This window comes from Actinosynnema sp. NPDC037264, assembly GCF_055603705.1.
Genome location: NZ_JBVJVK010000002.1, coordinates 80,805 through 103,460 on the forward strand (window position 1 = coordinate 80,805; position 22,656 = coordinate 103,460).

Below are 22,656 nucleotides of genomic sequence, written 5' to 3' on the forward strand. Positions count from 1 at the left end.
CGACTGGGTAGCCCGTTAGACGGATGTCGCCTGATTCACCCGAACAGTCCAGGCCCGCTGAACGCCATCCGGCCGACGCACGGGTCCGCCACCCGGTGGCGGACCCGTGGCCTCATCACTGGCCGGTGCGGAACTTGTCCAGGATCCGGCGTTCGCGCTTGGTCGGCCGGCCCGCGCCGCGGTCACGACGGGCGACCTGCGCGGGCGCTTCCGTCGGCGGCGGTGGCGGCGGGGTCCGGTCGATGAAGCAGCCGACCGCGTCGGCCGCGCCGACGCGTTTCTGGATCACCCGGACGACCTCCACGATCCGGGTCGTGTCACCCACTCGTGCACGCACCTCGTCACCGGGTGACACCGCCGTGGCGGGCTTGGCCGGCCGGTCGTTCACGCGCACGTGCCCGCCCTTGCACGCCGCCGCGGCGTCGGATCGGGTCTTGGTCAGCCGGACCGCCCACAGCCAGCGGTCCACACGGGTGGACTCCACGCCGTACATCATGGCCTGTCCGCGGCCCGGTCGGTGGGCGCGGTCAGGGACAGGTCGCGTTCGCGGGCGGCAGGCGGCGGTCGGTGACGTAGGCGCTCACGTGCTCGACGACGCACGGGTTCATCATCGCCGCGAACAGGTTGTGACCCGGCCCGTCGTGGAAGATCGTGCGGCTGCCCGCGACCTGGTCCGTGACCCGCTTCGTCGGCGCGTGGTCCATCCAGGTGCCCGCGCCGAGGAACGGCGGCAGCCCCGCCGGCAGCGGCGCGGGCGGGTTGGCCGTCGGCGTCGGCCAGCCCGTGCACGTCAGCGGCAGGTGCCAGGCCAGGGGGAACGACGCGCCGGTGTTCGGCGCGATCCGCCGCAGCCGCTCGACGGTCCGCGTGACCTGCCGGAAGTCGGAGTGCGGGAAGTCCAGGCACTCCTTCACCCCGCCGCCGGGCAGCCCGGGGTACGGGTCACGGCCCGGCGGCGGGGCGAAACCGGACGCGTCACCGGCCTCGGCCGCCGCGATGGCCCGGGACACCTCGGCCCACCGGTCGGGACCGCCCCGCAGCTTGCCGAACGCGAGCGCCTGCAACTGCGTGCCGTCGTAGGCGACGCCGACCGTGAGGGCGGGGACCGGCTCGGCGTCGGCCTTGGCGACCAGCGCCTGCCACCGCTGCTCGACCCCCGGCCCGGCCCAGTCCAGGAACCGCCTCGCGAACGCCTCGTTGTCCCGGGCGATGGCGTCGAGCTCGCGGTCCCAGTCACGCGCGCTGTGGTTGCCGGTGCCGTCGACGTACACGGTGCGCACGCGGTGCGGGTACCGCCGGGCGTAGGCCTGCGCGATCACGCCGCCGTACGAGGTGCCGATGAAGTTCACCCGCCGCTCGCCGAGCGCGACCCGGATGGCCTCCACGTCACGGGCGTCGCTGCCCGAGTCCATGTGGTCGAACAGGTCGGGGTCGGTGTCGCGGCACCGGTCGCCCCGCGCGCGGTTGTCGGCGACGAGCCGGTCGAACGCGGCCGGGTCGGTGGGGAAGCGCGGCGTGCGCAGCAGTCGCCAGTCGCAGTTCAGGACCGGACCGCTCAGGCCGGGGTAGCCGCGCGGGTCCCAGGTCACCACGTCCATCGACTCGCGGATCCGGTCGAAGATCCCCGGCCTGGACCGCATGATGGCGATCTGGTCGCCCTGCGGCCCGCCGAAGTTGACCATGACCGTGCCCTTGCGGACCCCGGTGGCGGGCAGGCGGGCGAGCTTCAACGTGACGGTCCGGGTCGAGGTCACGGGCACGGGCAGGTCGGCGCACTCGGCGGCGACCGCGCTGTCGCCGGGACAGGGTTGCCAGTCGAGGTTCTCCGGCGGCCGGTCGGCGTGCGGCGGCACGAGGAGCAGCAGCGGTAGCAGGAGTTTGATCACGCCGCCGACGCTAGGGAGACCGGGCCGCCGGCCGCTGTTCGCGATCGTCGTCGGCGGTGTCCACGAAAGTGGACGGGGGGTCGCGGCCGGCTAGGGTGGCGGCCATGGCGAGGACTGCGCTGCTGCTCGCAGTGGTGGTGGCCGACACCGCGTTGGGGTGGCTGGAGGGGATGTCGGCCGGTGGCCTGGCCGCCCACGCCGCGCTGACCGCGCTGGTGATGCTCCTCGCCGCCCGGCGACCGCTGGTGGCGTTCCCGATCGCGGTGACGTCGGCGCTGGTCACGGGCGGTGGGTTGGCCCTGCTGGCGTGCACGAGCCACGAGGCCGGACGGCACGTCGCCTCGCGCCGGGACCTGACCCTGACCGTCGTCGCCGCGTTCGCCTACCCCGCCGTGCTGCTGGTGCCGACGCAGCGGCTGGAGCCCGAGCCGTGGCCCGCGCTGGCCCGCGTCGTGCTGCTGGTGGCGTTGCCGCTGGTCGCCGGCGTGCACCTGACCAGGCAGGCCGAGCGGCTGCGCCGGGAACGGCGGCTGCACGCCGAGCGGGAGCGGTTGCGGGAACGGCTGCGCATCGCGGTGGACATGCACGACTCGCTCGGCCGGTGGCTCAGCCTGGTCTCGGTGCAGGCGGCGGCGCTGGAGGTGGCCCCGCTCCCGGCCGAGCAGCGCCCGGTGGCGCGCAACCTCGCGCACGCCGCCCGCACCGCCGTGGACGAGCTGCACGCCGTCGTGGCCACCCTGCGCGACTCGCCGGGGCTGGCGGGCGTCGACGAGGTGGTGGCGGAGTTCCGCCGCGCGGGCGTCGCGGTGACCGTCGAGCGCTCGGGCGCCGCCCGACCGCTCGCGACCGGCGACGCGGGCCACGCCGCCTACCGGGTCGTGCAGGAAGGGCTGACCAACGCCGCCCGGCACGCGCCCGGTGAGCCGGTGGTCGTGTCGTTGGACTGGCAGCCCGACGCGCTGCTGCTCGCCGTGGCCAACCCGACGCGCGGCCACGTCCGGGACGCGCGGGGCACGGGGTTGGCGACCCTGGCCGACCGCGTCCGGGCCGCCGGCGGCCTGCTGCGCGTGCACGAGGAGCCGGGCGGGTTCCGGGTGACCGCGATGCTGCCCGTCGTGCCGGACCGCGTGGAGGCGGTGTCGTGATCAAGGTGCTGATCGCCGACGACGAACCGCTGATCACCGCGGGCATCCGGGCGGTGCTGGAGTCGGCGGGAGACCTCGACGTGGTCGCGGTGGCAGCCGACGGCCGCGAAGCCGTGGACGCCGCCCGCCGGCACCGCGTGGACGTGGCGCTCCTCGACCTCGCCATGCCGGTGATGGGCGGCCTGGCCGCGGCCGCCGCGTTGCGCGGACCGCGGGTGGTGGTGCTGACCGCGTTCGGCGACGAGGCCAACGTCCGGCTGGCGCTGCGGCAGGGGGTCGACGGGTTCGTGCTGAAGAACTGCGCGCCGGACGAGCTGATCCGCGCCGTGCGGGCCGTGCACGCCGGTGAGGCCTACCTGTCGCCCGCCGTGACGCGGCACGTGCTCGGGATGGTCGCGGTGGACGGGCGCGACGAGGACGCCGCACGCCGGCTCGCCGCGCTCACGCCGCGCGAGTCGGACGTCGTCGCGCTGGTGGCGGAGGGCCTGTCGAACGCCGAGGTGGGCCGCCGCGTGCACATGAGCGAGGCCACGATCAAGACGTACGTGAGCCGCATCCTGGCCAAGCTGGGCTGTCAGAACCGGGTGCAGGCGGCCCTGCTGGTCCGGGACGCCTCGCGGACGTGAGGCAGCGGCGGGGCAACCACGCGGGCGCCCCACCGCCGCCCCGGGTCTACTTGAGACCGCAGAGCGCGTGGTCGACGAGGTCCTTGGTGACGTCCTGGTCCAGCTCGGGCGCGCCGGGCTCGGCCACCATCGAGTCGGTGTTGATCGACACCATCACGCTGCGCCTGCCGTCGGCCGTCACGCCGTTGCGGGTCTTGAAGCCGGGGATGTCGCCGCCGTGCGACCAGTAGCCGCCGCACGCGTTCGGGATCCACATGAGACCGAGCCCGTACGCGGCGCCCGCCCACCCCTCGTCCAGGTCCGGCGCGCGCACGGTCCTCGTCATCTCGGCGAGCTGCGCGGGCCGCAGCACCTTGCCGCCGACCAGCGCCTTGAGGAACTCGTTGCCGTCCTCGGTGGTGCTGATCATGTCGCCGGCCGCCCCGCCCCAGGACGGGTTGTAGTGGGTCACGTCGAGGGCGCGGCCGTACCGCGGGTCCTCAGGGTCGGCTTCCAGGCCCTTCTCCGGGAACCGCTCGTACGCCGTGGCGTGCGGCCGGGGCAGGAACGGCGACGTGCCCGGCAGGTGGGTGTCGCGCAGGCCGAGCGGCTCGACGAGGCGGGTGCGCACCTCGTGCTGCCAGGTGTTGCCGGTGACCCGCTCGATGATCATCCCGGCCAGGACGTAACCGGTGTTGGAGTACTTCCACCGCTCGCCGGGCTGGAAGTCCGGCCGCTGCCGCACGGCGAGCGCGACGAGCTGCTCCGGCCGGTAGGTCCGGAACCGGACGTCCTCGAACTCGTCCTCCAGGAACAGCTCCGGCAGTTGGCCGACGTAGTCGGCCAGGCCGCTGGTGTGCTGCAACAGGTGCCGCACGGTGATCTTCGCGCCGTCGTTGCCGTGGCCGGCGACGACACCGGGCAGCCACCGCTCGACGGTGTCGTCCAGGGACACCCGGCCCTCGCCGACCAGTTGCAGCACGGTCGCGGCCACGAACGGCTTGGTGTAGCTGCCGATGCGGAACTTCGCCCGCCACGGCACGGGCGTGCGCCGGTCGACGTCGCCGTGGCCGCTGCGCACCCGCACGTCACCGCGCGGAGTGTCCACTTCGACCAGCACCCCGGGCGCGCCCTGCGCCAGCAACGCGTCGGCGTGCCGCTGGAGGGTGGTGCTGTCGGTGCGGGCGTGGGCCGTGCCCGCGGTGGCGAGGACCAGCGCCCCGACCACCGCTGTCGCGCAGAGTCGTTTCATGTCACCGAACGTTAGGGCTCGCGGCGGTCGGCGTCGTCGCCCCACGACGGCATCTCGACCTACCCCCGTGGGGGTAGTGGGGAATCCGCCCACGGGGTGGCGACGGGCGCCCCGGCGCGCGACTACTTTGGGCTGGTGCTGGCCACGATCAAGCCGATCCGGCTCGACCTGCTGCTCGCGGTGGTGCTGACGACGTTGACCGTGGCGACCGCCGTGAGCCAGACCGGCGGCGGGTCCGACTGGCCGGCGTACCCGGTGGCCGCGCTGACCGTCGCGCCGATCGCGCTGCGCCAGCTCGCGCCGGTGGCCACGATGGTGGTGATGCTGGGCGCGCTGGCCTGCTACGGCCTGGTCGGGTTCGGCGGCCTGCCCAGTGGCGGCGTCGGCGCGCTGGTCGGCATGTTCACCGTGGCGACGTTGCGGTCCCGGCTCGCGGCCGCGGTGACGTTCGCGGCGACGGCGGCGGTCGTGGTGCTGGCGTTCCTGGGCGTCGCCGCGGGCTCGTGGTCCGAGGTGGCGCAGTCGGTGCTGGTCGTGGCGGGCGCGTGGATGCTCGGCGAGGGCACGAAGCGCTGGGCGCAGCGGGCCGAGCGGCTGGCGGAGGAGGCGGCGCGGGCGGTGGCCGACGAGCGGGTGCGCATCGCGCGCGAGCTGCACGACATCGTCGCGCACCACATGTCGGTGATCTCCTTGCAGGCCGGTGTCGCGGGGTACGTGCTGGACACCGACCTGGCGACCGCGCGCAAGGCGATCACGACGGTCGGCGACACGAGCCGTGAGGCGTTGACCGAGATGCGCCGCCTGCTCGACGTGCTGCGCGTGGACCACGACGACGACTACCGGCCGCAGCCCGGGTTGGCGGCTCTCGAGGAGCTGGTGGACCGGGCCCGGGGCGCGGGGTTGCCGGTCGACGTGGTGATCAGCGGCGAGGTGCGCGAGCTGCGGCCGGGCCCGGACCTGTGCGCTTACCGGGTGGTGCAGGAGTCGCTGACCAACGTGCTCAAGCACGCGGGGCGGGCGCGGGCGCGGATCGAGGTCGAGTACGGCGAGCAGACGCTGGTGCTGAAGGTGACCGACGACGGCCGGGCGGCGCCGGGCGCGTCGGGCCCGGACCACGAGCCGCACGGCATCCGCGGGATGCGGGAACGCGCCGAGCTGTACGGGGGCGTGCTCACCGCCGGCCCGATCGCCGAGGGCGGGTTCGGCGTGGTCCTGCGGCTGCCGGTGGGCGAGGTGGCGGCCCGGTGACGATCCGCGTGCTCATCGCCGACGACCAGGCGCTCATCCGGGCCGGCCTGGTCGCCCTGTTCACCGCCGCGCCGGGCTTCGAGGTCGTGGGCGAGGCCGCCGACGGCGGTCAGGCGGTGGCGATGGCCGCCCAAACCTCGCCCGACGTGATCCTGATGGACATCCGGATGCCCGTCCTGGACGGCATCGCCGCCACGCGCCAGATCCTGGCCGCCCACCACGACCGCGACCGCGACCACGACCGCGACCGGGAGCCCGACAGCCGGCAGCCGGACCGCGATCGCGAGGACCCGCCCCGGATCGTCGTGCTGACCACGTTCGACCTGCCCGAGTACGTCTACACCGCGTTGGGCGAGGGCGCGTCCGGGTTCCTGGTCAAGGACACCCCGCCGGAGCGGATCATCTCCGCCGTCCGCACCATCGCCGCCGGCGACATCCTCATCGCGCCGCACATCACCCACCGGCTGATCGAGACCTACGCCCAGCACCACCGCGCCACCGCCGTCGGCGCGCCGCAGCTGGCCGCCCTGACCGCGCGGGAGACCGAGGTGCTCCGCCTGGTCGGCAACGGCCTGACCAACGCCCAGATCGCCCAACGCCTCGTGCTCAGCGAAGCGACGGTGAAGACGCACGTCAAGCGGATGATGGGCAAGCTGGCCCTGGCCAGCCGCGCGCAGGCCGTCGTGGTCGCCTACGAGAGCGGTCTCATCGTGCCGACCGGCAACCGCGACCGGATCGGGTAGTCAGCCGGCCAGCCGCTCCAGCAACGGCACCGCCCGCGCGGGCTCGGGCAGGTCGAGCATCTCCGCCCGCACGCGCTCCGCTGCCTGCCGGTAACCCGGATCGGCCAACACCTCCGCGACCGCGGCCCGCACGTCCTGCGGCGTGGCGGCGACGGGGTCCAGCACCCGGCCCACGCCCAGCCGCGCGCACTGGTCGGCGTTCTGCGGCTGGTCGGCGCCCAACGGCAGCAGCACGGTCGGCAAGCCGTGCGCCAACGCGCCGATCACGCTGCCCGAACCGCCGTGCGAGATCACCAGGTCGCAGTGCGGCAGCACCGTCTCCTGCGGCACGTAGCGCTCGATGCGCACGCCGGGCCGTTGCGGGCCGAACGCGGCCGGGTCGAGGTGCCTGCCCACCGTGGCGATCACGTTCACCGGCAGGTCGCGCAGCCCGGCCAGCACCCGCGAGAAGAGGTCGCCGGACTCGGCGTTGAACGCCGTGCCGAGGGTGAAGTACGCGGTCGGCGGGTCGGACCGGCCGATCGGACCGACCGGCGGGCGGATCGGGAAAGCCGTGCCCGGCAAGGGGAACGCCGGATCGCGGAAGCTCGGCGGGAACGGCGACAGCAGCAGCCGCCGGTGCAGCATCTCCAGGTCCGGGTCGGGCGGCAGGCCGAGGCCGGCGCGCAGCTCGCCGATCGGCTCGCCGACCACCGCCGGCCGCACGAACGCGCCCGACGCGATGACCTGCACGTTCGCGTAGGGCAGGCCGAGCTTCTCGGCCGCGAGCACGCTGCCGAAGTCCACTTCCTCGCACACCACCACGTCCGGCCGCCACCGCTCGAACAGCTCCAGGTACAACGGCACCCGCTCGGCCGCACCCCGCCGCACGAACCCGTCCCGCAGCTCCTGGTCGTCCCGCTCCCGGTCGGGCGCGAGCAGCGGCCCGACCTCCGAGGGCTCGGGCCGTCCTCCCTCACCCACCGGGAGCGCGGTGAACCCGGCGGCCTCGACCGCCTCGCACCGGTTCGGCCCGGCCGCGACCGCGACGGTGTGCCCGGCCGCGACCACGGCCGAGGCGAACGGCACCAACGGCTGGAAGTGGCCCAACCCGCCGATGAAGGTGAACAACACGCGCATCCGACCAGCCTATCGATCACCCGACGACGGCCCGGACACGGCGGCTCAGGCGACTGCGACCCGGGCGCCGGCCCGGACGACGGCGAGCAAAGCCCGGGCAACCGGCCCCACCCGCGTCAGGGGGCCGAGCTGATCGGGACCACGTCACCTCGTCCGGGTCCGGGCCGGTGCCCTAGCATCCGCGCCGTGGACAAGACCCGGGTCGGATGCTGGTCGATGATCGCGCTCGTCGTCGCTCAGACGCTGTCGACGCTGCTGTCCGGCGACCTGGCCGAGCTCACGGTCGTCGGCGTGCTCTTCAACGCCGGCGCCGCGCTCTCCACCTACCTGGTCCTGCGCCGCCCCGACCGCAACCGCTGGCCGCTGGTCGCCTGGGCGGCGGGCTTCTTCGGCTGGCACGTGACCGGCCTGCTCACCCTCGCCGGCGTGGCGACCACCGGGCTGGACGCGGTGTTCACCGTCGGCAGCGACCCGCGGCTCTCGATCCTCTACCAGGTGGTCCTGACGACGCTGGCGGGCTTCGCCGTGCACCTGCTGCTGCCCCGGCCGACGAAGCCCTAGGCGTCACGCAGCCGGAGTGCCAGACCGCCGACCAGGAGCGCGCCGGCCGCCCACAGCCCGAGCACGCCCAGACCCGCCCACGGGCTGATCGGCAGGCCCTCGACGTTCGTGGTGGCCTGCACCGCCAGCCCCGCCGTCATCGGGCTGATCCGCTGCAAGCGCTTGAACCAGTCCGGGTCGGACACCACCGCGGCCACGACCGGGAACAGGTACAGCAGCCCGAGCACCACCCCGATGGCCGCCGCCGCGTCACGCACCAGGACGGCCACGCCCAGGCTCAGCAGCCCGACCAGCACCAGGTAGAGCACGGAGCCGACGGCCGCGCGCAGCACCGGCCCGTCGCCCAGCGACAGCACCGCGACCCCCGACAGGACGCCCCGCCCCGCCAGCACCGACACGAGCACCGCCGCCCCGCCCGCCACCAGCACCAGCGCGCCGACCACGGCCGCCTTCGCCGCCAGCACGGTCGACCGGCGCGGCAGCGCGGCGAACGTCACCCGGATCATCCCCGTGCCGTACTCGCCGCCCACCGCGAGCACGGCCAGCACGGCGACCACGGCCTGGCCGAACGCGATCCCGGTCAGGCTGGTCTTCGCCGGGTCCCCGCACCCCGTGTCGGCGCAGGCGACCGACGCCGCCACCCCCAGCGCCACGGTCAGCAGCACCACCCCGGCCAGCAGCCACGCCGTGCCCGCCACCGTGCGCAGCTTCGTCCACTCCACGTGCAGCGCTTCCCTCACGCGTCCCTCCTCCGCAGCACGGAGAACGCCACACCGAGCGCGACCGCCGTGTAGCCGCACAGCACCGCGAACCCACCCAGCGGGCTCAACGGGAAGTAGCCGTCGGCGGGGGCGTAGTTCGCCGTGACCTGCTGGTACTCCGGCAAGCTCTGCTGGACGGCGAACGCGGCGGCCGGCGTGACCCGCAGCAGCCAGTCCGACGGCCCGGTCGGCAGCACGGACGCGATCGCCAGCACGTACGGCAGCACGATCGCCACGATCACCACCGCCACCGCGCCCGCGCTGCGCCGCAGCACCGTGCCGACGGCCAGGCTGAGCACCGCCGCCACCGCGAGCAACGCCGCCGTGCCGACGATCACCCGCACCTCGGTCGCGGTCGGCACGGTGAACAGGAAGAAACCCTTGTCCACCTCCACCGCCCGGACCAACGGCACCGTGATCAGGGCCGCGGCCAGCGCGGTGACGAACGTGACCGCCGCGATCACCGCGGCCTTCGCCGCCAGCACCCGACCGCGCCGCGGGCTGGCGCTGAGGCTCGTGCGGATCAGGCCGCGCCGGTACTCCGAGGTCATGAACGTCGCCGCGACCACGATGACCGCGATCAGCCCGGCGAACGCGCCGACCAGCCGACCCTCGACCGTCTTGCCGAGCCCACCGCGCCCGGCCACGACCGGCGCGATGTTGCCCGACCCGCTCACCGCGACCCCGTCGGCGGTCTCCTCGAACCCGGTGCCCGCCCCGGCGCCCGCGCGCGGCCCGCCCAGGTCGCCGACGTCCTCACCGACCCACTTCCGGTCCGGCCACGAGCCCTCCAGCCCGATCCGGTCGAACTCGGCGGTCGCCCGCGTCGGGTAGCTCTCGCCGCTGGCGCCGGCGAACGACTCGGTGATCACCTCGTGGTGCGGCGAGGCCGCGAACAGCCCGGCCCGCACGGTCGACGGCAGCCCGGGGAGGGTGACCGAGCCGACGAGGTGCCAGGTCGCGCCGTCGGGCGACTCGTGGCCGGTGATCGTGTCGCCCGACCGGGTCAGGCGCAGCCAGCTCGGCGTCGCGTGCAGCGTGCCCGCGACGTCGCCGGTGAAGTCGTGCTGCAACCGCACGCCGTGGCCGCCCGTCAGCATCAACGCGGCGTACGGCGATCCCGGCGTGGTGCTCGCCTTGACGATGATCCCGCCCTTGGTCCACGGCTGCGTGTCCTCGACCGGCGCCTGACCGTCCGAAGAGGACACCGCGGTCAGCGACGTCACGCGGGCGGTGATGCTGCCGTCGCCGGTGAACGCCTGGTGCGCGAACGAGAAGTTGTCGACGACCGGCTCGCCGCCCGGACCCGTCGGCGGCGTGCTGCCCGCGCACGGCGCGCCGTTCGGGCCGCTGCACGAGAAGTTGCTCGCCGCCGCGGCGAACAGCCCCATCAGCAGGATCACCAGCGCCGCCGCGACCAGACCGAACACCCAGCCGCGCACGGTGCGCAGCTTCGTCCACTCGGCGCGCAGCACGTGCCCGAACCCGTCCGGCCCGCTCATCGCGCGCCCTCGGCCGCGTGGAACTCGACCGCGTCCCTGGTCAGCTCCATGTAGGCCTCTTCGAGGGACGCGCGGTGCGCCGACACCTCGGAGAACGGCACCGCGTGCTCGCCCAGCAGCGCCACCACCCGTTCACCGGACAGCCCGGTGACGGTGAGCGTGTCGGCGCCGGTCACGGCGACCGTCGCGCCCGCCCGTGCCAGCACCGTCGTCGCCGGCGTGCGGGCGCTGGTGCGCAACGTGACCCGTTCGCCGGATGCGGCCTCGATCAGCTCCGCCACGCCGACGTCGGCGATGACCTTGCCCCGGCCGACGATCACCACGTGGTCGGCGGTGTCCTGCAACTCGCTCATCAGGTGGCTGGACACCAGCACCGCCCGGCCCTCGGCCGCCAGCGACCGCAGGAAACCGCGCACCCACCGGATGCCCTCGGGGTCCATGCCGTTCACCGGCTCGTCCAGCACGAGCACCGGCGGGTCGCCGAGCAGCGCCGCCGCGATGCCGAGCCGCTGCCGCATGCCCAACGAGTAGCCGCCGGCCTTGCGCCGGATCGCCGAGGTCAGGCCGACCCGTTCGGCGACCTCGTCCACCCGCCGCGCGCCGAGGCCCTGCGAGTGGGCCAGCCACAGCAGGTGGTTGCGGCCGGTGCGACCGGGCTGCAGCGCCGACGCGTCCAACAGGGACCCGACCTGTCGCAACGGGTGCCGCAGGGTCCGGTACGGCCGGCCGCCGACCAGCGCACGGCCCTCGTCGACCGAGTCGAGGCCGAGGATCACCCGCATCGTGGTGGACTTGCCCGCGCCGTTGGGCCCGACGAAGCCGGTGACCTTGCCCGGTGCGACGGTGAACGTCATCCCGTCCAGCGCCACGGTCGGCCCGTACCGCTTGCGCAGCCCGGAGACTTCGATGGTTGCTTCCATGCCGGGAAGGCTAGGAGCGCGGCCCGGGTCGGGTCGTCACGCGGGAGAGCCGTCTCCGCCTCGCCGGCGCGGGGGAGGCGCATCCCTCCTGAGAGGGATGCCGGTGTCACCACCTGCGGTGACGCGTCGGCGCGGGTCGGCGACGACAATGACCCGGTGAGCGATGAGGGGTGGGCCCGGCGGTTGGCCGACGGCCCGCGCGTGCCGGGGGGCGTCGTGGCGCTGCTGGGCGCGGGCGCGGTGGGCGAGGCGGTGGCGCGGGCGGTGACCGGCGGCGCCGACCCGCAGCTCGTCCTGGTGCTCGGGGTGCTGGCCCTGGCGACCACCGCGCCGGCGGCGTTCCTGCGCCCGGCGCCCGCCGCGGTCGCGGTGACGGCGGCGGCCGTGCTGTCGCTCGGGTTGTTCCACGGCCTCACGGCGGCGGGCCTCGGCGCGCAGCTGATCGTGCTGTACCGGCTGGGACGGGTCGGTGGCCAGGTCCTGGCGACCTGCCTGGCCGTGCCGTACCCGGTGCTGGCCCTGGTGCGCGACGCGGACGCGATGACCGTGCTGGCGGCGTCGTCGGCGTTGGCGGCGGGGTGGGTCGGGGTCGCCCGGTGGGCGCGCGGCGAGGCGCTGGTGCACCGGGCCGCCCGGCAGGCCGTGGCCGGGAGCCTGCTGGAGCACACCGCGCGCGGCGAGCGGGCCCGGATCGCGCGCGAGCTGCACGACGTCGTGGCGCACCACATCTCGATGATCGCGGTGCAGGCGGAGACGGCCCGGCTGACCACGCCCGGCATGCCCGCCGCCGGCGCGCAGCGGCTGGCGGAGATCGGCGACACCGCGCGGGCCGGGCTGACCGAGATGCGGCGGTTGCTGGGCGTGCTGCGGTCCGACGCGCCGGAGGAGGTCGCGGACCGCCGCCCGCAGCCGGGGTTGCCGCAGCTCAACGAACTGCTCGACGACGTGCGCGACACGTCCGGCGCGGGCGCGCGGCTCATCGTCTCCGGCACGCCCGGCCCGCTGGACCCCGGTGTGGAGCTGGCCGCGTACCGGATCGTCCAGGAAGCCCTCACCAACGCGCGGCGGCACGCGCCCGGCGCGGCGGTCGACGTGGAGCTGCACTACACCGAGGAGGCGTTGCGGTTGCGCATCAGGGACAACGGGCCCGGCCCACGCGGCGCGGCGCCGTCCGGTGGGCACGGGCTGACCGGCATGCGCGAACGGGCGGTGGCCGTCGGCGGCCGGTTGCACACGGGCACGACGGCCGTGGGCGGATTCCTGGTCGAGGCGAGCCTGCCGACGGGGGCGGCCGGGTGAGCGCCGTCCGGATCGTGGTCGCCGACGACCACCAGGTGATCCGCACCGGGTACGCCGCGCTGCTCGACACGCAACCCGACTTCACCGTCGTCGGCACGGCGTCCGACGGCGGGGAGGCGGTGCGCGTCTGCCGCGAGCTGTCACCCGACGTGGTGCTGATGGACGTGCGGATGCCGGGCGTGGACGGCATCGAGGCCACGCGCCGGCTCGCCGACGGGCCGCGGGTGCTGATCCTGACCACGTTCGACCTGGACGAGTACGTCTACGACGCGTTGCGCGCGGGCGCCAGCGGCTTCCTGCTCAAGGACGTGACGGCGGAGCAGCTGTTCGACGCGGTGCGGGTGGTCGCGGCCGGCGAGGCGTTGCTGGCGCCGACCGTGACCCGCCGCCTGATCAGCGAGTTCGCCCGGCTGCGCCCCGAGCCGGCCACGTCCGGGACCGCCCTGTCCACCCTCACGCCGCGGGAGACGCAGGTGCTGCGGCTGATCGCGGAGGGCCTGTCGAACACCGAGGTCGCGGCCCGGCTGGTGGTCACGGAGGAGACGGTGAAGACGCACGTGAGCCGGGTGCTGAACAAGCTCGGCCTGCGCGACCGCACCCAGGCGGTGGTCGCGGCCTACGAATCGGGCCTGGTCGTGCCGCGCGCCCGGGGCTAGGTGTCGCCGGACGCCCGCGGTCCGGTGTCGTCGGGCACCCGAGGTCAGCGTCGTCGGGCGCCCGCCGTCAGGCGTCGGCGGCGGGCAGCACGAGCGACGCGGCGGTCAGGCGGGTGCCGCGGCCGGCCGTGCTCCGGGTGTGTTCCCAGCGCACCCCGGGGCACGGTGGCCGAGCGGTCAGCGGTCCACCCGTTGAGGTGGCAGCGCGTCGCCCACCAGGGCGAGGTTCTGGATCGCGGCCAGTCCGTACTGGGCGGAGGCGTTGGTCGACACGAACACCGCCTCGTCGACCGGGCGCAGCGCGTTCGGGCCCTCGACCCTGGTCGACCGCCACGGCAGCCCCGGGCCGTACCCGTCCTGGCCGGCGAAGAACTCGTCCCACGCCCGCCGCGCCAACGCCTCGTCGCCGGTCCGCGCCGCCGCGTACGCGGTGAGGCGGGAGTGCATCTGGCGGAAGCCGACGTTCCACGAGCCGCCGACCTCGGCCTGCTGCTCCTCCCTGGTCGCGCCGTACAACCGGCAGTACTGCACCCACGCCTTCTCGAACGCCGGCCGGTCCAGGAGGTCGATCAGCTCGCCGCAGATCTCCGCCAACCCGAACACCGCCGACAGGTGCGACACGCTCACCTGCACCCGATCGGTGGCGAACCGGCCCGTCTCCAGGTTGTAGAGCGCCTCACCGGTGACGAAGCCGTTCTTCAGCGCCCCGATGTCCTCGACCGTGCCCAGCAGCTTCTGCCGCGCGACCGGGTCGCCGCCGCGTTCCCACTCCGTCAGCCACGCCGCCGCCAAGGCGCCCCAGTCCGTGCCGAGTCCGACCGCGAGCGCCTTCGGATCGGGCGTGTACGGCTCGGTGCGGATCTTGCGCAACGGGTCGAGCGCGACGAACGTGCGGTCCGCGTCCACCAGCTCGCGCAGCAGGTCGCCGACCCGCTCATCGGCGGTCAGGAAGTAGTAGAACCTCCGGTTCGCGGCCGTGCTGATGCGCAGCTGCTTGGCGCTGCACCCCCAGTGCAGCACGTTGTGCCTGGTGCCGAGGTCCTTCCACTGGCCAAGGTGGTAGACGTCGACCTCGCCGGTGTGCCGGGTCATCGCCTCGGCCATCCGGAACACGTCCGCCCGCCCGCTGCGCAGGTAGGCGTACCAGAGCCACAGGTCCGTGGACAGCTCCGAGTTGTCCCACGCGTACCCGCCGACGTCGTAGCGCCACTGGTGCCGGTCGGAGTCGTAGGTGTGCATCACGTCGCCGTAGTTCCAGAACCCGTACCAGCGGCGCTGCTCGACCTGGTCGCGGTGGTAGTCGAAGAGGAAGTCCAGCCGGTCCTCGATCGCCGCGCGCGCCGGCGTCGAGCGGTCGACCAACGACCAGTCGCCGAACACGCCCGCCGCCAGCAGGTGCTGCGGCGGCGCGACCAGCAACGGCGGCGTCTGCACGGCCTGCGCCATGGCGACCAGGCTCGCGTCGTCCGGCGTCGAGCCGACCGCCCACAACGTCAGCTCGCTGGTGCGCGCCACGCCGTACGCGGTGCCGAATCCCGGTTCGTAGTCCTCGTAGGTGATCTGGAGGCCCTCCAACTGCTCCGGGAACGTGTCCATGCCCAGGCCGTCGTGGTAGAACCGCAGGTCCATCGGCCGCGCGTCCGGCGACCACAGCCACACCGTCACCTCGGCCTCCTCACCCGCCGCGCCGCGCACGTCGAGCTGCGTCGGGTGCAGCTGCCAGAAGTTGCGCAGCCCGAACGCCAGGCCGCCGCTCGCGCCGCCGACGTAGCCGAAACCGGGCGACCGCCGTCCCGCGTCCACGTCCACCCACGTGTGGCCGGGCTTGGTGCGCTTGCGGATCGCGTAACCGTCCGCGGTGAGCTGGCTGAGGCTGTAGTCGCCCCACGTCGGGATCAGGTTCAGCCTGCCGCTGACGCGGGTGTCCCAAGTGGACACCGGCGGCAGCTTCCGCCCCGCCACCTGGGCGCTGCGCACCGCCGCGCCCGGATCGCGTCGCAGGCCGGTGATGCCGCGCACGGCCTCGCGCAGCAACCCGCCCTCCTCGCCGCCGAACCGGACGTGCCGGTCGTGCGGCTCGTCCCGCATCGGCACCGCGAACCGGATGCCCAGGCCGCGCAGGTAGTCGTCCTCCGTGCCGTCCCACACGAACGTGTGCGTCATCTTGATGCTGTCCGTGCCCGCGAAGAAGTAGAACCGCACGGTGAACGGCAGCCACTCGCGCCGCTTCGCCCGGTGCACGCCGTCGACCCGCAGCACGGCCCGCACCGGACCGCTCTGCTCCACGATGACGTTCTTGACGGCGCTGACGAACTTCTCCCGCTTCGCGCCGCCGGTGTCCTCGTCCTCGTCGTGGTCCTGGCGCAGGCACACCAGGTGCCCGCGCCGCACGACCGGCTCACCGCCGCGCGTGATCCGCTCGATCAGGTCCGCGCCGCTCTTGCGCACGGTCACCTCGATCACGCCGGTGCGGACGATGACGTGCTCCGCCCTGTCCTCCACCGTGACGGCCTGCGCCGGCGCCCGGGCCGGACCCGGTTCCAGCCGGTACCCGTCGGCGGCGGTGGGTCCGCTGATCGCGTGCGCGCTCCACTTCAGCGAGCCGTCCGGCCACACGCCGGTCGCCCAGGACTGCACCGGCACCTGCTCGCCCGTGGCCGTGACCAGCGAGAACGCCTGGTCTTTGGCGAACGCGCCGCGTGGCCACGGCACACCCCAGGTGGTGCCCGCGTGGGTGGCGGGCGCACCGCCTTCCAGCCACGTCAGCGCGGCCTGGCGCGGTGGCTCCGGCGCCGCCTGCGCCTGGCCCGCGCCGAACGGGAGCGCGTAGGCCGCGGCCACCCCGCCCAGGAAGGTCCGACGGTTCACCTGTGCCATCACGGGCCTCCGATCACCTGGAGCTCGTCGATGCCGAGGAAGCCGGTCGACGTGCCCGGCGCACGGCTGGTCATGGTGATCCGGACCCGCGTCGTGGTCACCGGATCGAACGTGATGCGGCTCGGCCCGCCGGCGCCCCAGTCGACGCGGACGTTCGACGCGGGCGCCCACGCGCGGCCGTCCCAGTGCGCCACCCGGACCGAGGCGGGCAGCTGGTGAGCGGCGTCCACGGCGAAGTGCGACGCCAGCCCGCCGACCTGCCGTTGTTGCGGCCACGCCACCGAAACCCAGTCGCTCGCGTGCGCCGACGACACCGCGGGCAGCACCTGGGTCGCCTGCTTGGCGTAGGAGTTCGACCACCGCGTGGTCAGGTCGCCGTCCACCATCGCCGCCGGCAGCGTGGTCGCCCGGCCGCTGTAGCTCGCGTCGACCACCGGGCCGTCGGCGATCGGCGGGGCCGCCCCGACCGCCGTCAACCCGCCGGGTCCCTTGGGACCGCGAGGGATGGCGAGCACGGACGTGCGGCCGGACCGCAGGCCCGGCGCCGTCGCCCGGATCGTGATGGGGCCGCCGCGCGCGTCCGACTGCACGATCGCCAACACCTTGCCGTGGAACGCGGTCATGCCGTCCGCCTTGTACGGCTCCACGCTCTCCGGCCGCCCGTTGTCCACGCCGACGAGCCGGCCGCCGGTGACGGAGAACGTGACCCTGTCCGCCGCGCTCGGCACGACCACGCCGTCGCGGTCGACCACGTCGGCGGTGACGTAGGTCAGCGACCGGCCGTCCGCCGTCACGACCTCGCGGTCGGGCGTCAGCCTCACCGCAGCCGCCGCACCGGCCGTGCGGACCACGTCCCGTGCGACCTCCTTGCCGTCCTCGCGCGCCACCGCGACCAGCTCACCCGGCTGGAACGGCACGGTCCACGTGAGGTGCAGCTTGCCCGCGCTGCCGTTCGGGCTGGTGTAGCTGCCCGGGAACGGCCCGGTGGTGACGTTCTTGTCGTCGTTGGACGGCTCGGTCGTCTCCAGGTACTCCTTGCCGTACGTGGTCTTCTTGCGGTCGAACTTCCGCACGCCGAGCGACGTGCCGTTCAGGAACAGCTCGACGGTGTCCACGTTCGCGTAGGCCCAGACCTGCACCGGCTCGCCCACCTCGTGGCCGGTCCAGTCCATCGGCGCGACGTGCACCATCGGGTCGGTCGTCCACTGGCTCTTGAACAGGTGGTACAGGTCCTTGGGGAACCCGGCCGTGTCCATCGCGCCGAAGTGCGAGGTGCGCACCGGGAACACCCCGTCGAACGGCGTGGGCTCGCCGATGTAGTCCATGCCCGCCCACAGGAACTGGCCGAGGAAGAACTTGCGGTCCCGGTCCTTCTTCAACCCGTACTCGCCGCTCAACGTCCAGGACGCCATGTTGTTGTCGTACGACGAGACCTCGCGCTTGCCGGGCGTGTGGTTCTCGCCGGTGTTGACCAGCAACGGGTCCTGGTACGAGCCACGCGTGGAGGTCGAGGACGACGACTCGGACTCGAAGATGAACTTGTCCGGGTACTTGGCGTGCAACGCGTCCACCGCGCCCGCCGTGTTGTAGTTCAGGCCCAGGCCGTCGAGCGCGCCGAGGATCCGGTCCGGACCGGAGCCCGTGGCCGGCACGCGGCGGTAGGCGTCCGAGCCGAACACCACCGGGCGGCTGGTGTCGATCGAGCGGATGTCGGCGGCCAGGCGCTGGGCGGTGTCCGGGCCGAACGGGACGTTCCAGAAGTCCGGGATCTCGTTGCCCACCGACCACAGCACCACGGCGGGGGAGTTCTTCGCCGCGTGCACCATCTCCTTGATGTCGGCGGAGCTGTTGGCGTCGAAGAACCGGCCGTAGTCGTAGGCGATCTTGGGCCGCCGCCAGGTGTCGAACGCCTCCACCATCATCACGATGCCCAGCTCCTCGCACAGCTCGACCTGTTCGCGCGACGGCGGGTTGTGCGAGGTGCGGAAGGCGTTGACGCCCATGCCCTTCATCAGCCGCAGCTGCCGCTCCAGCGCGTCGCGGTTCACCGCGGACCCGAGCGCGCCCTGGTCGTGGTGCAGGTCGACGCCCTGGATCTTGTGGTACTCGCCGTTGACGAAGAAGCCCTCGTCCGCGTCGAACCGGACCCAGCGGAAGCCGAACCGGGTGCTGGTGGCGTCCACGCGCCGGCCGGCCACCGTCACCTCGGTCTCCAGCGTGTAGAGGTGCGGGTCCGCCATGGACCACAGGGTCGGCTCCGGCACGCGGATGTCGGACTCGACGGTCGTGCCGGTGACCGCCGTGTGGTGACGTGCCACGACGCGTCCGTCGGAGTCCTTGACGCGGTACCGCACGGCGACGTCCTCGGCGGCGCGGCCGTTGACCACGTCGGTGCGGACGTGCGCGGTGGCGTGGCCCGAGGCCACTTCGCGCTCGACGTCCGGGGTGGTCACGAACGTGCCGTGCCGGGCGACGTGCGCCCGGTCGGTGACGACGAGGTCGACGTGCCGGTAGATGCCGCTGCCGGAGTACCAGCGGCTGCTCGGCAGCTTGTTGCGCACCTTCACCGCGACGACGTTCGGGGTCCGGCCGTCCTTGTGCGCCGCGGCCAGGTCGACCGCGAAACCCGTGTAGCCGTACGGGTGCGCGGTGACCAGCGCGCCGTTGAGGTAGACCTCGGAGTCCATGTAGACGCCGCCGAACTCCAGCGAGACCTGCTTGTCGGCGGTCGAGCGCGGCAGCGTGAACGTCTTGCGGTACCAGCCGAGGCCGCCGGGGAAGTAGCCCGTGCCGCTGCCGGCCCCGGGCGTCATCGGCTGCTCGATCGACCAGTCGTGCGGCAGGTTCAGCACCCGCCACGCCGAGTCGTCGAAGCCGGGCTCGTCCGCGTCGGCGTACGCCGGTTCGTCGTCACCGCTGGTGTTGGCCAGGGCGAACTTCCACGACCCGTCGAAGCTCTCGCCGCGCGTCGGGTGGGCGGCCGGCTCACCCGCCGCCGCCGGGCCCGGCGCCAGGCCCGACCCGAGCAGGAGCGCGACGACCGCCGCCGCGAGCACACGCCTGTGTCTGTCCACCTGGACCCCGGTTCCACGCGTCGTGAATCGACAACACCGATCAGAGAAGTGCGCAGAGCAACAGAACGACACAGGATGCTGCCGCCCCGTGACGGCGGGTGTCAACCCTTCGGGAAAGCGCTTTCTTCCGCCGCGCCCATCAACCCGGGCGTTGAACTCGGGGCAGCCGAACGCAGGACCCGCGCGACCTGGACTCGGGGACCGCGTGTCGAACGCTCAGGTCCCCCCGGGTCCGCCGTTCGGGTCAGGGGTGGGGAGTGCGGCCCAGGGTGCTCTGCCGGGCGATCAGCTTGTGCGCGGCGCGCACCTCGATGCCCGGCAACGGCCCGGTGCTGTCGATGCGCGCGAGCAGCCGTTCCACCGCCGTGGTCGCTATGGTCACCTTGTCCGGCGAGATGGTGCTGATCGTCGGGTTGGAGTAGCGGCCTTCCTCGATGTCGTCGTACCCGATGAGGGAGATGTCCTCGGGCACGCGCAGCCCGCGTTCCAGCACCTCGTGCAGCGCGCCGAGCGCGACCAGGTCGCTGTAGCAGAACACGGCGTCCGGCGGGTCGTCCCGGTCGAGCAGCACGCGCATCGCGCCGGAACCGTCGGCCCGGTTGAACCTCGGGGTGTGGATTATCAACGACTCGTCCACCGGCAACCCGGCCTCGGCGTGCGCCTGCCGGTAGCCGAGCGTGCGCAGCTGCGCCGCCTCGCCGGTCGGGTACGGCTGGTCGCCGATGGCCGCGATCCGACGCCTGCCCAGGCCGATCAGGTGCGCGGTGGCCTCGCGGGACGCCGCCACGTCGTCGATCCCCACGTGGTCGAACGTGCCGTTGGACGACCGCTCACCCAGGACGACCAGCGGCAACGTCGGGTCGCCCTCGTCGAGGTCCTCCTGGGCCAGCCCGAGCGGGCTGAAGATCATGCCGTCGAACAGCAGCGCCCGCGCGCCGCGCCGGATCAGCTCGCGCTCGTGCGCCGGGTCGCCGTCGGTCTGGTCGATCAGCACGTTGTAGCCGCGCTCGCGCGCCCTGGGGATGATGGCCTGCAACAGCTCCGCGAAGTACGGCGTGTCCAGGTAGGGCACGACCACGGCGATCTGCCCGGACCGGCCGTTGGCCAGGTTGCGGGCCAGCACGTTGGGCCGGTAGCCCAGCTCCGCGATCGCCCGCTCCACCTTCTCGCGGGTCCGCTCGGTGACCCTGGCGTAGCCGTTGACCACGTTCGAGACCGTCCGCGCGGACACGCCCGCGAGCTCTGCTACGTCACGCAGCGTGGCATCGCGCATCGTTCTCCTCCGTCGGACCGGCGCGGCGGCCCCACCGCTACAGCGCTGCAAAGGAGTGTGCACGCCGACCAACGCCGCGACAAGCCCCGACCGCCCGATGATCCACAACCGTCTCAAATCTCGTTTGGATTAAGTTCCCGTGAGGTCTTGCAGCGCGGCAAAACGCCGTCCATAGTGCTTTGCAGCGCAGCAATACCGGTGCCACGGTGGCAACGACGGTCGGTTCCCCCGAACCCGCCGGCCGTGGCGCGACACCCGGACCACGACCCCGAGGGCGTCGGATCGCACCTCGCGGGGTCGACGCACACCTTGTACGTCTCGCTCACGCACCGTGATCGCGGTCGCGCATGCACTGGCGCATGCCGCGACGGAAAGGCGCACTCATGCTCGGCACCACCTGGTTGGCGAAACTCCGAGGAGGGCTCGCCGCCTGCGGCCTGCTCGCCGTGGCCGCGTGCGGCGGGGCCGGCGGCGACGACGGCGGACCCGTGACGGTGTCCGTCTGGGCCTGGTACCCGGAGTTCAAGGGGGTGGTCGAGGCGTTCAACGCCAGCCACCCCGACATCAAGGTCGAGTGGACCAACGCCGGCACCGGGGCGGACCACTACGCCAAGCTGAAGACCGCGATCACCGCGGGCAAGGGCGCGCCGGACGTGGCGATGGTGGAGTTCCAGCAGATCCCCACGTTCATCATCCTCGACGCCCTGGCGGACATGGGTGAGCACGGCGCCAACGAGGACAAGGGCCTCTACGCCGACTGGGCGTGGGAGCAGGCCACCGACGGCGAGAAGGTCTACGCGATCCCGGTCGACGGCGGCCCGATGGCGTTGATGTACCGCAAGGACCTGTTCGACCAGCACGGCATCGGTGTGCCGACCACGTGGGCCGAGTACGCCGAGGCGGCCGTGAAGATCAAGGCGGTCGACCCGAACGCGCACATCGCGAGCTTCGGCAGCGACGGCGGCTGGCTCAACGGCCTGATGTGGCAGTCCGGCTGCCGCCCGTACGGCTACTCGCACACCACCGCCAAGGACCAGGTGAAGATCAACCTGACCGCGCCGGAGTGCGAGCGGGTGGTCGACCTGGTCGGCGACCTGGTCGACAAGGGCCTCATGGCCAAGGACCCGTTCTTCACCGCCGACGCCACCGCCGCGCTGGACTCCGGCAAGTACTGGACGTGGGCCGCGGCCGGCTGGACGCCCGGCTACCTGGCGGGCTCGTTGAAGAACACCGCGGGCAAGTGGGCGGTCGCGCCGATGCCGCAGTGGACCGCGGGCGCCGACGAGCAGGGCGACTGGGGCGGCTCCACGTTCACCGTGACCAAGCAGGCCAAGAACCCGAAGGCCGCCACCACCGTGGCGCGCGAGCTGTTCGGCAAGTCCGACGCGGCCTGGCAGATCGGCCTGGACAAGGCGTTCCTCTACCCGCTCGTCAAGGACGTCGCGGCGGACCCGGCGTTCACCGGCAAGGCCTACGACTTCTTCAACGGCCAGAAGGTGAACGAGATCTTCGTGCCGGTGTCGGAGAAGCTGGGCGACTTCCAGTTCACGCCGTTCCAGGACTTCGTGTACGGCGAGCTGAACGACCGCAGCGCCGAGGCCATGTCGGGCAGCAGGCCGTGGGGCACGGTGTTGGAGGAGACGCAGAAGAACGTCGTCGCGTACGCCGAGAAGCAGGGCTTCAAGGTCAGCAAGTAACGCTCCGGCGGCCCGTCGCGGCGAGCTCGACGCCGCGG

At 73.4% G+C, this 22,656-nt stretch carries 18 protein-coding genes; 8 read left to right on the forward strand and 10 right to left on the reverse strand.

Features of this window, described 5'->3' with window-relative positions:
- Positions 1-115 precede the first annotated feature (115 nt).
- Complete coding sequence (locus ACZ7GX_RS02850; protein ID WP_498772146.1) at positions 116-484, reverse strand: RNA-binding S4 domain-containing protein; 369 nt, start codon at positions 482-484, stop codon at positions 116-118.
- 43 nt (positions 485-527) lie between these two features.
- Positions 528-1,886, reverse strand: a complete 1,359-nt coding sequence (locus ACZ7GX_RS02855) for an alpha/beta fold hydrolase (protein ID WP_498772148.1) — start codon at positions 1,884-1,886, stop codon at positions 528-530.
- Between the two features lie 104 nt (positions 1,887-1,990).
- Between ACZ7GX_RS02855 and ACZ7GX_RS02860 the strand changes: the two genes are divergently transcribed.
- Together ACZ7GX_RS02860 and ACZ7GX_RS02865 are read left to right on the forward strand one after the other, a co-directional pair.
- Positions 1,991-3,031, forward strand: coding sequence for a sensor histidine kinase (locus ACZ7GX_RS02860; RefSeq protein WP_498772150.1), 1,041 nt, complete (start codon positions 1,991-1,993; stop codon positions 3,029-3,031).
- The gene (locus ACZ7GX_RS02865) at positions 3,028-3,657 is read left to right on the forward strand and encodes a response regulator (protein WP_498772152.1); all 630 of its coding nucleotides are present in this window, start codon (positions 3,028-3,030) and stop codon (positions 3,655-3,657) included. The genes ACZ7GX_RS02860 and ACZ7GX_RS02865 overlap by 4 nt, the downstream gene beginning before the upstream one ends.
- 46 nt (positions 3,658-3,703) lie before the next feature.
- Here the strand turns inward: ACZ7GX_RS02865 and ACZ7GX_RS02870 are convergent, their stop codons facing one another.
- Positions 3,704-4,888, reverse strand: a complete 1,185-nt coding sequence (locus ACZ7GX_RS02870; protein ID WP_498772154.1) for a serine hydrolase domain-containing protein — start codon at positions 4,886-4,888, stop codon at positions 3,704-3,706.
- Positions 4,889-5,023: 135 nt separating this feature from the next.
- Here ACZ7GX_RS02870 and ACZ7GX_RS02875 point away from each other — a divergent pair, with 135 nt between their 5' ends.
- Together ACZ7GX_RS02875 and ACZ7GX_RS02880 are read left to right on the forward strand one after the other, a co-directional pair.
- Positions 5,024-6,136 (forward strand): sensor histidine kinase, encoded by a 1,113-nt coding sequence (locus tag ACZ7GX_RS02875; protein WP_498772156.1) that lies wholly within the window; start codon positions 5,024-5,026, stop codon positions 6,134-6,136.
- Complete coding sequence (locus ACZ7GX_RS02880; RefSeq protein ID WP_498772158.1) at positions 6,133-6,879, forward strand: response regulator; 747 nt, start codon at positions 6,133-6,135, stop codon at positions 6,877-6,879. The genes ACZ7GX_RS02875 and ACZ7GX_RS02880 overlap by 4 nt, the downstream gene beginning before the upstream one ends.
- On the opposite strand, the gene ACZ7GX_RS02885 is transcribed toward ACZ7GX_RS02880, so the two are convergent.
- Positions 6,880-7,998 (reverse strand): glycosyltransferase, encoded by a 1,119-nt coding sequence (locus ACZ7GX_RS02885; protein WP_498772160.1) that lies wholly within the window; start codon positions 7,996-7,998, stop codon positions 6,880-6,882.
- 186 nt (positions 7,999-8,184) lie between these two features.
- Here ACZ7GX_RS02885 and ACZ7GX_RS02890 point away from each other — a divergent pair, with 186 nt between their 5' ends.
- On the forward strand, positions 8,185-8,559 hold the full coding sequence (locus ACZ7GX_RS02890) for a hypothetical protein (protein WP_498772162.1): 375 nt from the start codon (positions 8,185-8,187) through the stop codon (positions 8,557-8,559).
- Here the strand turns inward: ACZ7GX_RS02890 and ACZ7GX_RS02895 are convergent.
- Genes ACZ7GX_RS02895 through ACZ7GX_RS02905 form a run of 3 tightly spaced genes read right to left on the reverse strand, consistent with a single transcriptional unit; the run spans position 8,556 to position 11,742 of the window.
- Positions 8,556-9,299 (reverse strand): ABC transporter permease, encoded by a 744-nt coding sequence (locus ACZ7GX_RS02895; protein WP_498772164.1) that lies wholly within the window; start codon positions 9,297-9,299, stop codon positions 8,556-8,558. The two genes, ACZ7GX_RS02890 and ACZ7GX_RS02895, sit on opposite strands and share 4 nt — an antisense overlap.
- A complete protein-coding gene (locus tag ACZ7GX_RS02900; protein ID WP_498772166.1) occupies positions 9,296-10,822 on the reverse strand; it encodes an ABC transporter permease subunit in 1,527 nt (508 codons plus the stop codon). Before ACZ7GX_RS02900 ends, ACZ7GX_RS02895 begins: the two co-directional genes overlap by 4 nt.
- Complete coding sequence (locus tag ACZ7GX_RS02905) at positions 10,819-11,742, reverse strand: ABC transporter ATP-binding protein (protein ID WP_498772168.1); 924 nt, start codon at positions 11,740-11,742, stop codon at positions 10,819-10,821. Before ACZ7GX_RS02905 ends, ACZ7GX_RS02900 begins: the two co-directional genes overlap by 4 nt.
- 156 nt (positions 11,743-11,898) lie before the next feature.
- Between ACZ7GX_RS02905 and ACZ7GX_RS02910 the strand changes: the two genes are divergently transcribed.
- Positions 11,899-13,041, forward strand: a complete 1,143-nt coding sequence (locus ACZ7GX_RS02910; RefSeq protein WP_498772173.1) for a sensor histidine kinase — start codon at positions 11,899-11,901, stop codon at positions 13,039-13,041.
- Positions 13,038-13,697: a response regulator gene (locus ACZ7GX_RS02915; RefSeq protein ID WP_498772175.1), complete on the forward strand. Its 660-nt coding sequence runs from the start codon at positions 13,038-13,040 to the stop codon at positions 13,695-13,697. The genes ACZ7GX_RS02910 and ACZ7GX_RS02915 overlap by 4 nt, the downstream gene beginning before the upstream one ends.
- 177 nt (positions 13,698-13,874) lie before the next feature.
- On the opposite strand, the gene ACZ7GX_RS02920 is transcribed toward ACZ7GX_RS02915, so the two are convergent.
- The 3 genes from ACZ7GX_RS02920 to ACZ7GX_RS02930 all read right to left on the reverse strand — a co-directional run bounded on the left by ACZ7GX_RS02920 (position 13,875) and on the right by ACZ7GX_RS02930 (position 20,921).
- Complete coding sequence (locus ACZ7GX_RS02920; RefSeq protein WP_498772177.1) at positions 13,875-16,574, reverse strand: exo-rhamnogalacturonan lyase family protein; 2,700 nt, start codon at positions 16,572-16,574, stop codon at positions 13,875-13,877.
- Positions 16,574-19,648, reverse strand: a complete 3,075-nt coding sequence (locus ACZ7GX_RS02925) for a glycoside hydrolase family 2 TIM barrel-domain containing protein (protein ID WP_498772179.1) — start codon at positions 19,646-19,648, stop codon at positions 16,574-16,576. Before ACZ7GX_RS02925 ends, ACZ7GX_RS02920 begins: the two co-directional genes overlap by 1 nt.
- Before the next feature lie 244 nt (positions 19,649-19,892).
- Positions 19,893-20,921 carry a LacI family DNA-binding transcriptional regulator gene (locus ACZ7GX_RS02930; protein WP_498772181.1) on the reverse strand — a complete coding sequence of 343 codons (1,029 nt, stop codon included), beginning with the start codon at positions 20,919-20,921 and terminating at the stop codon, positions 19,893-19,895.
- Between the two features lie 383 nt (positions 20,922-21,304).
- On the opposite strand from ACZ7GX_RS02930, the gene ACZ7GX_RS02935 reads away from it, so the two are divergent.
- The gene (locus tag ACZ7GX_RS02935) at positions 21,305-22,618 is read left to right on the forward strand and encodes an ABC transporter substrate-binding protein (protein WP_498772183.1); all 1,314 of its coding nucleotides are present in this window, start codon (positions 21,305-21,307) and stop codon (positions 22,616-22,618) included.
- Positions 22,619-22,656: the final 38 nt, after the last annotated feature.